The following is a 13,456-nucleotide window of genomic DNA, read 5'->3' on the forward strand; positions in this document are numbered from 1 at the left end:
TCATTCCCTTGTGCTAACTGGTTGATTACGTATCGATGGTTGTCTTAAAATCTGATCGGCATAGAGCTTCTGCATAGTCATAAGAGAAAGCAACCAAGCCAAAGTCGACTCAGCACCTTCATTTTGATTGATTCCGTCAGCCATCAATCCATCCCGACAGCCGCCAGTTTTTGGGTCATAGAGAGGCGTGTTTAGGTCGTTGTGTCCAAGAAACCAATTAAAACACAAGACTGCATTGTCAAACCATGTTTTGTCCCCCGTGATATTGTATGCTTCGATACAAGCTCCTATCATGGCATTGGCCTCGATTGGCTGCTGATCGAATCTGGCTTTGGTGCCACCTTTCTCATACCACCCACTATTGCCGATGGGTACAAAATGGTCGTCCTCAGTCTGAATTGTGAGTAGCCACTTGAGCGATCTCAGCCCCATATCGGCCATGTCACTACGTTGCAGCCATTGACCGGACAGGAGCAAGGCATGTGACAGTTTTCCGTTGGCATAGTTTAGAGCATTCTCTAACCACGGCCAGTTTTCCGTGGCGTTGCTATTGAATTGATCAAATAGTCTGTTGGCAATGACCTCTCGTACTTTTCGCACTTCACTGTCGCCTGAGAATTTCTGCAGGTAGGCGTGGATGCCCACCAAAGCGAATGCGATAGCTCGGGGCGATTTAAAGTGTTCTACTTCCTTAATGGCTTTGCTGAAGAGCGTCATACTCATAGTCTTCTGTCCCGGATTGCCAAGAAAAGCAACGGACTCCCCCAGACCCCAGAGCGCTCGGCCGTGAGCATCCTCGGAACCCACGTCCTCAACCCATTGCCTTTCATAAGTCATGAAATTGCGAAACCTCCCGTTTTCATCATTGAAGGAATGCAGTAGAAAGCTGAGATACTGGCTGCAGAGCAAGTCGAAGCACTTACTGTTTGTATTCATATATTCCCGGCCCATCGCAGCTACCATGAGCGCCCTGGCATTATCATCAGTACAGTAGCCATGATCACGATCAGGAACGGTATGATTGGCATGTTGCAGAATGCCAGTATTATCGGTCAGGCTCTCCAGATGATCAAGTTTCATCTCAGGAAGTTGGAAATCTGTAATGGATTTGATGTTCTCAATATACAAATGGCGCGGGCGGGGATGTTGAGAGCGGTTGACCTGAGCTTCGCCGAACACTTCAAGATATCTTCGTGAAACCTCTTTCCACGTAGCTTCGCGACTGAAGACATAGGCCTTCTTGCGCATGTTATGCAAGTTCGTGTCGTTGTCAAGCAAATCGTTGATATTATCAGCTATGGCGTCAGGGTCTTTGAATGGAACGATTATTCCGCGCCCATCGGCCAGCATCTCGATCGCATACCAGTACGGAGTTGATATGACTGCTTTGCCGGTTCCCATAGCGTAAGCGAGTGTGCCTGATGTAATCTGGCATTCATCAAGATACGGAGTGACATATATGTCAGTCGCCCCAAGAAATTCACACAATTCCTTCAGTTCAACAAATCGATTGTGAAAGATGACATGATCGCCGAGACGAAGTTTGCGGACGAGCTGCTGAAGACTGATACGGTACTCTTCTCCATGCTCCCTAATGATATCCGGATGTGTCGCCCCGACAAGAATGTAGGTAGCATCCGGATGCTTTTTGATAACCGAAGGGAGTGCCTGCAGTACATTTTCAATTCCCTTATTAGGTGATAGAAGGCCAAATGTTAGAAGCACCTTCTTCCCATCCACGCCGAACTTATCTTTATAGAAATTAGGATCAATGAATGGCATGTCCGGAATGCCATGATGGATGAAGGCAATCTTCTCTTCCGGAACGCCATATATATCCTTTAGAAAATCGCAAGCCTTCTGACTCATCACGACCAGCCTGTCGGATAGGTCAGTCAGCTTGTCCATGACTTTACGATATTCCGGTGAGGGATATTTTAACACCGTATGTAACGTGGTCACGATTGGCATCCGAAGCTCTCCGAGAAGTTTCAAGAGATGGCTGCCGGCTGGTCCGCCGAAAATACCGTACTCATGCTGCACACAGACAATATCGGCTTGAGCAATATTGAGAAACTCCGAAGCCACACCATAATCGGCGAGTTTGTGTTGATTCACGACGAATTTCACTTTGTCCGGATAGGCATATCCCTCCTGCTTGTCATTCATGGCAACCGCCCAGCAATTAATATCGGGCGCTTCTGCTGATATGGCCTCAACCAGATCAGTAGTGAATGTCGCGATACCGCACAGGCGGGGCAAATAGTTGCCAATTACGGCAACGGAGCCGATTCCCTCATAATACCGAATAATAGATTCCATTATAGCTTCTCCATATTGCGATATTGCAGCTTGCGTCAGACAGTTACTTAATCATCATAACATATCTCGATCCGCTTAGTAAGGAGTTTTTCCGTTGAATGCTCCGTGAGGTCGATCGTAGGTATGGAATGTCCCCCACTTCGCTCCAGAGACCATGTGCAGTACGATCTTGTTAAGCAGCACTTGCTGGCGATTGGAAGACTCCGGCGCACACAAGGGCGTGTCTGCGACAGAGACGATGGAGTTCGTGCAGAAGATTCAGAGACTGCAAAGGCGAGAGTGACCGAGGCTCAAATACTCACTCCGCTTTCCTTGACGGTCAACGAAGCCCCGCCCATCATCTTACCGTGTAGTTGCTTGATTGCCCGTGACGCCTGGTTTTCAAAGGGCATTTCTACAAAACAGAAGCCATACGCATCATCATTGCGTGGCTTACTATCTAAACTGACTTTGTCAACTTTGCCGTACATTTCGAATGCCTTGCGAAGTTGCTGGTCTGAGGTTTTGGGTGACAAATTACCGACGTAAATATTCACATCATTCTCCTATCAGTTTTGTTGTATCAATCATCGCAATATAAGCCGGGTCGTATTCCTGCACCGAGATCAGCACCAGGTCAATCCACCGCCAGACAATAGCTGTTAGTGCCGCATTTGACCGAACTCAATCGTTGCTATTCCGAGTTTTTGATTCCCACGCGAACTGCTGTTTTCCGAAGCGCAGCTAAAGCACCGCCGAAGAAGCCGGGGATTACCGCAAGAATCATCCATGCTACTATTGACATGCTTGTTTCCTCTCCAAAAGGTGATAGGAAATTCGAGTACCGTCGTCGAATGGTGAAGGTAACCCGGTGTCGGTCTGGAACCTTCTATAACCAGGGTCCCCGAGGTTACCATTGGCCGGCAGCTTTGTTCCTTTATCCCCCTTGTATCTGCAACAGGTTTCCACTAAGCTCTCTGCCATGTAAGCCGGCGATAGCTTCCAAACCCTGTTTTTTGGACGACATTTCGACGAATCCCGGGGCTCGGGATTGGCCCTCAACCGTGTATGTGCTGATCGAGACATCTTCCACCTTGCCGAATGCCTCAAAGCATCCCAGGAGTTCTGAGCACAGGGTCTTAGGCGACAAGTTCCGGATATAAATGTTCATACCACACGTCTCCTTTCATTGGCATTGGCAGTTTACTCTTGAGTGGCACTATTCGGGGCTTGTCAAAAACACTGCAACTCTATCGACAAAACAGGTTTCGTCAAAGTCGGTTGACTCGAAACTGTCATACTTCGCACAAGTTATCGATAGGAGTCCGGTATAAACCGGACTCCTTCGATTCGGAACGACAGTTCTGTCTAGTTTCTCGAGGTCGAGTTGTCCCTGGCCGCATTCACCTTCAACAGGTTCCCGGCTAAATCCTTGCCATGCAGACCAGTGATCGCCTTCTGAGCATGGTCGTCTGAGGACATCTCAACGAAAGCGAATCCCCTCGATTTGCCGCTATCCTTGTCCATTACGATGTTCGTCGAATCCACTGTTCCGAATGTTTCGAATGACTCACGAAGCTGCGGCTCCGTGGTCTCATGTGCGAGGTTTCCTACGTAGATTTTCATTACAAACTCCTTTTGTGTCTGACTGTTCGCATTTGCAAATGCGCTTCAGACAAAATTCGTTTGGCGCGTAATAGCGCCATAGTTATCTTTTCAAAAGTTCGTCAAGGATTGAGGTGCCAGAACAAGGCTTGAAAAACGGTCAATTGGATAACACCAATTCTATTACGGTATACGCTGATAAACGCAAAACGCCTAAACAATTATGGCCTATGGCGATGTAGGTCACTTAGCGAAGCGTCAACCAGGGGGGAAGTGTCTCCGGTGGAGACACTTGGGGCAATGACAGCCAAGACAAGAACAAAACACAAAGGAGACTGGCTGATAGCCAGTTTCCCTCAAGAGTCAATCCCGTGAAATAGTTGCCACGGATCTCATTGGATTTAGTACACCTTGCGATAGTGGTTGCCGCCATCGCGATTGCCGGCCTGGTCGTTGCTACTTTCGGTGCGTGGTTTCGCTTCGTCGACAGTCAACGTGCGTCCGTTAAGCTCATGGCCTTTGAGACCGACCACGGCAGCCTTGGCCTCGTCTCTACCAGTCATCTCGACAAAAGCAAACCCTTTCGGTTTACCGCTGTCACGATCAGTAATCATCCTGACAGATGAGACTTCTCCATAACCCTCGAAAGCCTGGCGTAATTGAGTTTCTGTCGTATCAAACGACATGTTTCCGATGTAGATGTTCATTCTACACTCCATTTTTGCTCATTCCGAAGATCCAAGTTCCAAAAAAGACAGACACTTCAGAACAAGTGACATATTGCGCAGGATTGCGCAATCAACTCGAGATAATCTCTAGCGGGGTGTTGTAGTTTAATACAAGACTACGAAAAAGGTCGAACTCAAATCAATATTAACTGCTAAGTATATCGGTTCATTTGGCAATAACCTACTCTTATTTCGCCCAAACAGGATTTATTTTTCGGTCGCCTCCGTGCAACTGTCGCTTTGAATCACAGCTTCAGCCTCTTCTTCTTAGCGATCTCTGTCAGGCTTTGCCGCTTCGGCTTTGGCCTCACACTTTTGCCTGCAAAGAACTCAATGAGCGAAAGTGACACCACGTCACTCCGCGACAGTGACTCCTGAAAAGAATAATCTTCGACAAGATCAATGAGTTTGGCTGGCAGACTGTAGGTTCCCCTCCCTATCTCATACTCGGCCTTGGGGCGACCGGGTTTTCTGTTCTTCTTCTGGCTGGAAGGTTTCACGACTGGCCTCTCCCCCGTTCGAGGTGTCCGAAAACCGACCGTTTGTCGGACAGCCAACCCTTACAACTACGCTGCATACTTGGCATTACGGCTCTTTCGGTGGTCGTTTATCACCGCGTGGACGGTTGATTCTTTACCGAGTCCCGGGGTTCAAGTCGGTGCAGGGACTTGAAACGTTATGGAAGTCGGGGTGGAGTTCGGATTCACTGTCATTTCGCCCAATCAAAGACGCAGGAGGACCGGGTGACCTATCAGTCAGAATGCTCTCCTGTTTCGTTGAATGCCCTCAAAAAACAGGCTAACCACATACAGATTAGCCACTTGTATATACACACCCCTGGGATACTCCGAGCGAATGCAGTCGGCAGCTACGACGAACTATGAAACTGAGCAAACAGAACTACAGAAAAACAATTGCCGGAAAACAACCGATGCCTTAGATTTCAATTACAGATGTCCGAATTGTCTGAAGACGTACAGTCACAGCCAATCGGTTTGGCGTGGTGTGGCCGTCAAAACGGGGTTGCCAAGCGGACCGAAATTGCCTTGACGAACAAAAGCCGTAGATTCTATTCGTGATGTGATCGGAAACTTCAGTGAGAGTTACTACTTTGATGACGGTCAACGCATGAATATCTTCAGCATATTCGCCGTGTTCATCACAATCGCGGCTCTGGCCAGTTACGTCAACTATCGCTATCTAAAACTGCCGATGCCAATCGGACTGATGGCCATAGCACTCCTGTCATCATTGGTTCTGGTCGGAGCAGGGGCATTAGGGTTTGGTATTCAGCAGTCAGCCGAGGAGTTTCTGGGAGCGGTCGACTTCGGCGAGACTCTCATGAAAGGCATGCTGAGTTTCCTGTTGTTTGCCGGGGCTCTCAACATCAACATCAATGATCTAGGTGAACAGAGGGCCATCATCGGCCTGCTGGCCACGGCCGGAGTCATCGTATCCACGATGATCATTGGCACTTGCCTGTACTTCTTGTTGGGCGTTATAGATATGGCCTTGCCCTACATCTACTGCCTGGTGTTCGGCGCCCTGATCTCACCGACCGACCCGATAGCGGTGCTGTCAATTCTCAAAGCCACCAAAACACCGAAATCACTGGCGACCAAGATCGCCGGTGAGTCGTTGTTCAATGACGGTGTCGGCGTGGTTGTGTTCACCATCCTTTTGGGTATCGCCACCGGTGGTGGATCGTTCGCTGTTGGTGATGTAGCATTGCTGTTTCTCGAAGAAGCGGTCGGGGGAGTTGTCTTCGGACTTATCGTGGGTTGGGTGGCCTACCGCCTGCTCCGAAGTGTTGACAACTACACCGTCGAGATCCTGATCACCCTGGCCCTGGTCAGTGGAGGCTATGCCCTCGCCTCGGCTGTCCATACATCCGGTCCCATCGCCATAGTCGTGGCGGGATTGCTGATCGGCAACCACGGGCGACGTCTGGCGATGTCCAAGGCCACCTGCGAACGGCTCGACTCGTTTTGGGAATTGATTGATGAGATCCTCAATGCCTTGTTATTCGTGTGGATTGGCATGGAAATCCTGGTACTGTCCTTCACATGGGGTTATCTGTTGGTTGGCTTGCTAACTATCCCAGTGGCTTTGGCCGCACGGTTTCTCAATGTTTGGTCGGCCGTAAACGCCATGAAGTTCCGGCGGCAGTTCAGCCACAATGCCACCTTGATAATGACTTGGGGAGGACTGCGCGGTGGGATCTCAATTGCCCTGGCTCTTTCGCTGGCGGCAAGCCCGGCGCGAGATCTGATCCTTGCAGTAACATATGTAGTGGTGGTGTTCTCGATTCTGGTGCAAGGGCTGACAATAGGGAGACTGGTGAAATCCTGACACACACAACTTCGGTTCAACTCGGGGGCCAGTATTCCAGTTATTGCAGGATATAAGCGTACCGTTATGAGTCGCTGCTGAAGGTGGCTTGATCTGGAACTGTCCCCGGCGAATGCGTTGAGGATCCAGGCAGCCGAAAACCGGTACTTGGATATCAAGAGGAAAACCAGATTTACGTTTGACCAACTCGCCGGACAGTACATGGAATGGTCCAAGACGAATAAGAAGTCCTGGTCTCGCGACGAGCGAAGCATACTGATGCTCAGGCGCTGGTTCGCAGGATTGCCCTTGGCCGCCATCAATCCGCTCGGCATTGAACGATTCAAGACGCAACGATCCGAAGAGGTCTCCCCCGCTTCGGTCAATCGTGAGTTGGCCTGTCTGAAACACATGTTCTCGAAGGCCGTCGAGTGGGAAATGGCCGACAGCAATCCGGTCAAGAGGGTGAAACTGTTTCGGGAACCGAAAGGGCGAGTCAAGTTTCTCTCGTTAGAACAGGCCGCTACCCTCGTTCACGAATGCTCCGACGAGCTGAGACCGATTGTAGTAGCTGCGCTGCACACCGGTATGCGCCGGGGTGAGATTCTCGGTCTCAAGTGGGAAGACGTTGATCTTGACCGGCGGCTGATCTATGTCCGGGACAGCAAAAACAGTGAAGGTCGCGAATTGCCTATTGCCACTCCCCTCTTTTTCATACTGCTTGCGATGGAGAAGAAAAGTGAGTTGGTCTTCGTCCGTGCCGATGGCAAACCACCGTTAGACATTCGTGGTGCCTACGCAGGTGCTTTGAAACGGGCGGGCATTTCGGACTTTACTTTTCACGATCTTCGGCATACATTCGCCTCGCACTTGGTTATGAGCGGCGTTGACCTTTTGACTGTAAAAGAGTTGATGGGTCACAAGACGATGGAGATGACATTGCGGTACGCACACCTCAGTCCGGAGCATAAACACGATGCTGTGGAGGCTCTGAGGTTTCTTGATGGTCACAATATGGTCACAAGGCCCATTTCAGCCCCATCGCCAAAAGACGCAAGTGCATGTCCTACAACGCCGTGCCGGAGTGGTGAAATTGGTAGACGCACGGGACTCAAAATCCCGCGGTAGCAATACCGTGCCGGTTCGATTCCGGCCTCCGGCACTGATAAATCAGCTTTTGTTGAGTGGTGAAATTCAGCTCGTACCGATACCCAACTTTGACACATAAAGTGGCTTGCCACTCCGGCCTCCGGCACTGATAAATCAGCTTTTGTTGAGTGGTGAAATTCAGCTCGTACCGATACCCAACTTTGACACATAAAGTGGCTTGCCACTCCGGCCTCCGGCACCAGCAAGGTGATAAATCACTTATTGCGCCTTCGGCGCCATTAACCCTTGTTTTACAGAGTTCTCGGTTAGGTACTGAATGTGGTTGGGATTGCAGGCATCGAAATTCCGGTGTAGGCGGGAATCCAATCGTCATTGTGAGGAGTTCCGCGCTGCACGGATCAACGTGGCAATCTCATCTTCTAGGTCGAAACCGATGTGGGTTCGACAACGTGACTTCTTGTAGGGCAGGACCCCATGCGGTCCTGACACCATGTCACCCTGAGCGCAGTCGAAGGGTGAACGGACTATGATGATCTCCGTCCCAAACAAGGTTTGAGACGGCCACTCTCGGACCGGGCATCCCCTTGCCCACTTTATCAGTCCTGCAGTCCTGACACCATGTCACCCTGAGCGCAGTCAAAGGGTGAACCTTGCCAAGGGTTCATGGTTCGACTCCGCTCACCACGTGGTTGCGCGCGAAGCGCGAGAAACCCATATATTGGTGTCATTTCTGCGAGCGAGGGAATCCATTAGGGTTATCGTCGTAATGAGAGGGAAGATGGACCCCCGCCTTCGTGGGGAGACAAAAAGAACCTGTGTCGCATAACCGAATACTACCCCTACTCCCCCAACTCCAACTCGATAATAGGACTCTCGGTGTCGACCTGGTCGCCGACAGCGAAGTTGACAGCTTTTACTTTACCGACAGCGCGCGAGTTGACTTGGTTTTCCATTTTCATCGCCTCGACAATCACCATCGGCTGTTTCTCAGTCACGTCATCGCCGACCTCAACCATGATCTTGACAATCTTGCCCGGCATGGGTGCAAAAATCTTGTCCTTCTCCCCCGCCTGACTACCGGCGCCACCGGCAAAACCGTCTTCGGACGGTTCCTGCAACTCGATCAGCATCGAGTCTATATCGACAAAGTAGGTTCCGTTGCGCGCAGCCACAGCAACAAGACAGCGCCGACCATCGACCGTGGTGGCATATAGATTGTCACCCACAGGCGTGAACTCGTACACCGTTTCGCCGACCGTTGCGGTAAGAACATGGCCGTTTTTCTCGCAGGCCGCCTCGACCATTTCGCCGTCGTATACAAACTCTGTCTTGTTCATTTCGTTATCGAATCTCCGATTTGCCAACCACCCAACATCTGAGCCGGTTCCGGGATCGCCGTTCCTTCGTTCACTACAGCATCACTTGAGCGACCGCCGTGATTACTTGCAACAGCGGCCGCAGCCACCGCCAGATCACGAAATGCTTGCGTATCCGGTTCGCGCTCGGTCATGTGCTTCTCAATAAAATCAGTAAAAGTACGACCGGAAGCAAACTCCGGATGTCGCATGACATCGATCATGAACTTCTTGGACGTCTTCACGCCGAGAAGCTTGTAGTTGTTCAAAGCATCGATCATTTTGACGACCGCCTGGGCACGAGTCGGAGCATGCACGATCAGTTTGGCCAGGATCGGGTCATAGTCAATCGTAATCTCAGCACCACCAACCACGCCGGAATCGACCCGCACGCCGGGACCACTCGGTTCCGAGTAGTGAACGATGTGACCGGTCGACGGCATGAAGTTGTTCTCACCATCCTCGGCATAGATGCGACATTCAATAGCATGACCGCGCTGCGACAACTGGCCAAAATGTTCGGACAAAGGCTGCCCGGCGGCGATCCGAATCTGTTCCACCACCAGATCGACCCCGGTGACCATCTCGGTAATGGGGTGTTCCACCTGGATACGGGTGTTCATTTCGAGGAAGTAGTAATGTCCGCTCTCGTCCAACAGAAACTCGACTGTCCCGGCGTTGGTATAGTCGGCTGCTTGCGCGACTTTGATCGCATCGGCCCCCATGCGAGCGCGCGTGGTATCATCAAGCGCAGTCGATGGAGATTCCTCGATTATCTTTTGGTGCCGGCGTTGGATTGAACACTCGCGCTCGAATACGTGTACAGTATTGCCGTGCGTGTCGGCTACAATCTGAAATTCAATGTGGCGCGGGTTGACAATATACTTTTCGAGATAGACCGTGTCATCATCGAAAGCGTTCTTGGCCTCACGCTGTGCCGCCTCGATGGCTGCGACCAAATCGTCGGGCGAATGAACCACCCGCATCCCTTTACCGCCGCCACCTGCCGCTGCTTTGATCATCACCGGGTAGCCTGCTTCGTCGGCCACTTTGCGATAGACTTCGATATCGGTCTCGGTCCCTTTCATGCCGGGTATCAACGGCACGTTTGCTTCGGCCATTTTTATCCGAGACTGAACTTTGTTTCCCAGCAGCGTGATCGCCGATGGCGATGGGCCTATAAACGTTATCTTTTCATCAATACATCGCTGCGCAAAAAGTGGATTCTCTGCCAGGAAACCGTAGCCCGGGTGGATGGCATCGCAACCTGTGATCTTGGCCGCGTCGATGATCTTATCTATGTCCAGGTAAGATTCGCGCGGTGGCGGGGGTCCGATAGCGACAGCTTCATCAGCATACAAACGATGTTTACTGTTGCTGTCGGCCTCAGAGTAAACAGCCACCGACGGAATACCGAGCGTCCTACATGCATTCATCACGCGCACGGCTATCTCCGAACGGTTGGCTACGAGGATCTTGTTAAAGAGCTTGTTCACAATCCGGTCTCAGTCCTCCTCCACCCAATTCGGTTTACGTTTGTTCAGAAATGCATCCATCCCTTCCTGACCCTCGTCCGATACGCGCAGTTTTGCAATCATCTCAGCCGTGTACGGTTTGAACTCAGCGGCCGACATGTCGGGTACTTCACTTACCAGTTTCTTAGCCATCGCAACCGCTTCGGGGCCTGAAGACAGAACGCTCTTCAGTAGGGTATCGACATCGTCATCGAGCTGTCCATCGTCGACTACTCTGTTGACCAGCCCGACTTCACAGGCCCGGTCGGCGTTCATTCGTTCGCCGGTGATAAACAGTTCCCGCGCCTTGCCTTCACCCATTTTTTTGATCACATAAGGTCCGATGCAGGCGGGGACGACGCCTATTTTGACCTCTGAAAATGAGAACCTGGCCGACCGAGCCGCGATGGCAATATCGCACACGGCCACAAATCCGGTGCCGCCTCCGATAGCTGCGCCGTTGATGCGTCCAATGACCGGACGGCGGCTTGAGTAGATGCGATAAAAACACTCGGCCAGTGCATTTGATTCGTCCAGGTTTTCGCCGAACGTCTGTTTGACCACGCCGCGCATCCAAGTGAGATCAGCCCCGGCGCAGAACGACTTTCCTTCACCGGTCAGCAGTACGGCTCTGATAGTGTCGTCCTGTTCGATCTCGGCGAAGACATCTGTCATTTCGGCGATCATGGTTGAATTGAAAGCGTTATGAATCTCCGGACGACTGAACGTCACCCGCGCTATGCGGTCGGTCTTCTGATATGTTATGGTTTCGTGATTCATCATAAACGCCACTTATGGATCGCAGCCATTCATGGCTGGGTTACATCCTGAAGACACCGAACTTCTGATCGGGAATGTCAGCGTTCAATGACATCGAGATACCCAAAGCCAGCGCCTGCCGGGTGTCGGTGAATCCGATCATGCCGTCATCCCAGAGACGCGCCCCAGAGTAGTACGGTGTCGACTCCGACTCGTATTTTTCCAGCACCGGTCTGCGGATGGCCTCGATCTCTTCCTCGGACAGTTTGCGTCCTTCGTTTTCGAGCTGTTTGATTTTGACCGATGTCAGTACACCGGCCGCCTGGTCGCCACCCATAACGCATATCTTGGCATTCGGCCACATCCACAACAAGCGCGGCAGGTATCCCCGTCCGCACATAGCGTAGTTACCGGCGCCGTAGGAGCCGCCAACGATCAGGGTGAACTTCGGCACGTCGGCATTGGCCACGGCGTGTACCATCTTGGCTCCATCGCGCGCGATGCCGCCCGCTTCATACTGTCGCCCGACAATGAAGCCGGAGATGTTCTGCAGAAAGATTAGCGGTATCTTCCGCTCGGCGCAAAGCTCCACAAAGTGCGCGCCTTTCTGCGCCGATTCGCCGAACAGTACGCCGTTGTTGCCGAGGATACCTACCATGTACCCCATAATGCGTGCGAATCCGGTCACCAGCGTGGTTGCATACAGCTCCTTGAATTCATGAAAACGCGAGCCGTCGGCGATCCGTGCGATCACTTCTTTGATGTCGAACGGCTTTTTGATATTGTTCGATACTACACCATAGAGTTCTTCAGGATCGTAGTATGGGTCCTCCGGCGTAGAGCGATCCAGCGGGAACTTGCTTTTCGTGTTGAGGTTTTCGACAACGTTGCGGGCCAGTTGCAGGGCGTGTTCATCGTTCTGAGCATAATGATCGGTGACACCCGATGTACGACAATGCACGTCGGCGCCACCCAATTCCTCGGCCGTGACAACCTCACCTGTCGCCGCCTTGACCAAAGGCGGTCCGCCGATGAAGATAGTACCCTGCTTGCGAACGATGATCGATTCGTCCGACATAGCCGGCAAGTAGGCGCCACCGGCCGTGCATGAACCCATGACCACCGCAACCTGCGGCAAGCCCTTGGCCGACATGCGCGCCTGATTGTAGAATATCCGTCCAAAATGATCTTTATCGGGGAAGACGCCCGACTGTCTCGGCAGAAAGACACCGCCGGAATCGACCAGGTAAACCGAGGGCAGGTGGTTTTTCTCGGCGATCTCCTGTGCGCGAGCATGCTTGAGCACGGTCATCGGATAGTAGGTGCCCCCCTTTACGGTGGCATCGTTGACCACAACCATTACATCCTTGCCGTGCACGGTACCGATCCCGGTGATGATCCCGGCCGATGGTGCGTCGTTGTCATACATATCGTATGCGGCCAGCGAACTGAGTTCCAGAAAGGGCGTGTTTCGATCCAGAAGTTTGGCCAATCGTTCGCGCGGAAGCAGTTTGCCGCGATCGGTGTGACGCTTGCGTGCTTTCTCGGAGCCACCGAGCTTGACCTGTTCAAGTCGCTCCTTGAATTGTGCGTGCTGCGCCTTGTTAAGTTCTGAGTTCTGTTTGAAAGCTTCCGACGAACTGTCTATTTTTGTTTCAATGCGATACATACTTTGTCTCTCGCCGACGACCGAGTCTCCATGTCGCCAATTAAGCCGTTGCCGGTCAATACAGTATCAACACCCAAGGTATTG

The 13,456-nt window shown here is 51.7% G+C and carries 10 protein-coding genes and 1 tRNA gene; 2 read left to right on the forward strand and 9 right to left on the reverse strand.

The annotated features are described in order from the left end of the window. The 5 genes from OEV49_15190 to OEV49_15210 form a co-directional block, all read right to left on the reverse strand. On the reverse strand, positions 1-2,322 hold the full coding sequence (locus OEV49_15190; GenBank protein ID MDH3892417.1) for a glycosyltransferase family 4 protein: 2,322 nt from the start codon (positions 2,320-2,322) through the stop codon (positions 1-3). 290 nt (positions 2,323-2,612) lie between these two features. Then, positions 2,613-2,858 (reverse strand): RNA-binding protein, encoded by a 246-nt coding sequence (locus tag OEV49_15195; protein ID MDH3892418.1) that lies wholly within the window; start codon positions 2,856-2,858, stop codon positions 2,613-2,615. Between the two features lie 380 nt (positions 2,859-3,238). Continuing rightward, positions 3,239-3,472 carry an RNA-binding protein gene (locus tag OEV49_15200; protein ID MDH3892419.1) on the reverse strand — a complete coding sequence of 78 codons (234 nt, stop codon included), beginning with the start codon at positions 3,470-3,472 and terminating at the stop codon, positions 3,239-3,241. Between the two features lie 197 nt (positions 3,473-3,669). Further along, positions 3,670-3,927 (reverse strand): RNA-binding protein, encoded by a 258-nt coding sequence (locus OEV49_15205; protein MDH3892420.1) that lies wholly within the window; start codon positions 3,925-3,927, stop codon positions 3,670-3,672. A gap of 380 nt (positions 3,928-4,307) precedes the next feature. Further along, positions 4,308-4,613 carry an RNA-binding protein gene (locus OEV49_15210; protein ID MDH3892421.1) on the reverse strand — a complete coding sequence of 102 codons (306 nt, stop codon included), beginning with the start codon at positions 4,611-4,613 and terminating at the stop codon, positions 4,308-4,310. 1,149 nt (positions 4,614-5,762) lie between these two features. On the opposite strand from OEV49_15210, the gene OEV49_15215 reads away from it, so the two are divergent. Together OEV49_15215 and OEV49_15220 are read left to right on the forward strand one after the other, a co-directional pair. Beyond that, complete coding sequence (locus OEV49_15215) at positions 5,763-6,986, forward strand: sodium:proton antiporter (GenBank protein MDH3892422.1); 1,224 nt, start codon at positions 5,763-5,765, stop codon at positions 6,984-6,986. A gap of 1,057 nt (positions 6,987-8,043) precedes the next feature. Further along, a tRNA-Leu gene (locus OEV49_15220) sits at positions 8,044-8,127 on the forward strand. A 787-nt stretch (positions 8,128-8,914) separates the two neighbouring features. Here OEV49_15220 and OEV49_15225 read toward each other — a convergent pair. Genes OEV49_15225 through OEV49_15240 form a run of 4 tightly spaced genes read right to left on the reverse strand, consistent with a single transcriptional unit; the run spans position 8,915 to position 13,372 of the window. Then, entirely contained in the window at positions 8,915-9,412 is a 498-nt protein-coding gene (locus tag OEV49_15225) for a hypothetical protein (GenBank protein ID MDH3892423.1), read from the reverse strand. Continuing rightward, entirely contained in the window at positions 9,409-10,926 is a 1,518-nt protein-coding gene (locus tag OEV49_15230) for an acetyl-CoA carboxylase biotin carboxylase subunit (protein ID MDH3892424.1), read from the reverse strand. The genes OEV49_15225 and OEV49_15230 overlap by 4 nt, the downstream gene beginning before the upstream one ends. Before the next feature lie 9 nt (positions 10,927-10,935). Further along, a complete protein-coding gene (locus tag OEV49_15235) occupies positions 10,936-11,727 on the reverse strand; it encodes an enoyl-CoA hydratase-related protein (GenBank protein ID MDH3892425.1) in 792 nt (263 codons plus the stop codon). 37 nt (positions 11,728-11,764) lie between these two features. Next, positions 11,765-13,372 carry a methylcrotonoyl-CoA carboxylase gene (locus tag OEV49_15240; GenBank protein ID MDH3892426.1) on the reverse strand — a complete coding sequence of 536 codons (1,608 nt, stop codon included), beginning with the start codon at positions 13,370-13,372 and terminating at the stop codon, positions 11,765-11,767. Between the last annotated feature and the right edge of the window lie 84 nt (positions 13,373-13,456).

The sequence above is a fragment of the Candidatus Zixiibacteriota bacterium genome, from assembly GCA_029860345.1.
Lineage (GTDB): Bacteria > Zixibacteria > MSB-5A5 > GN15 > FEB-12 > JAJRTA01.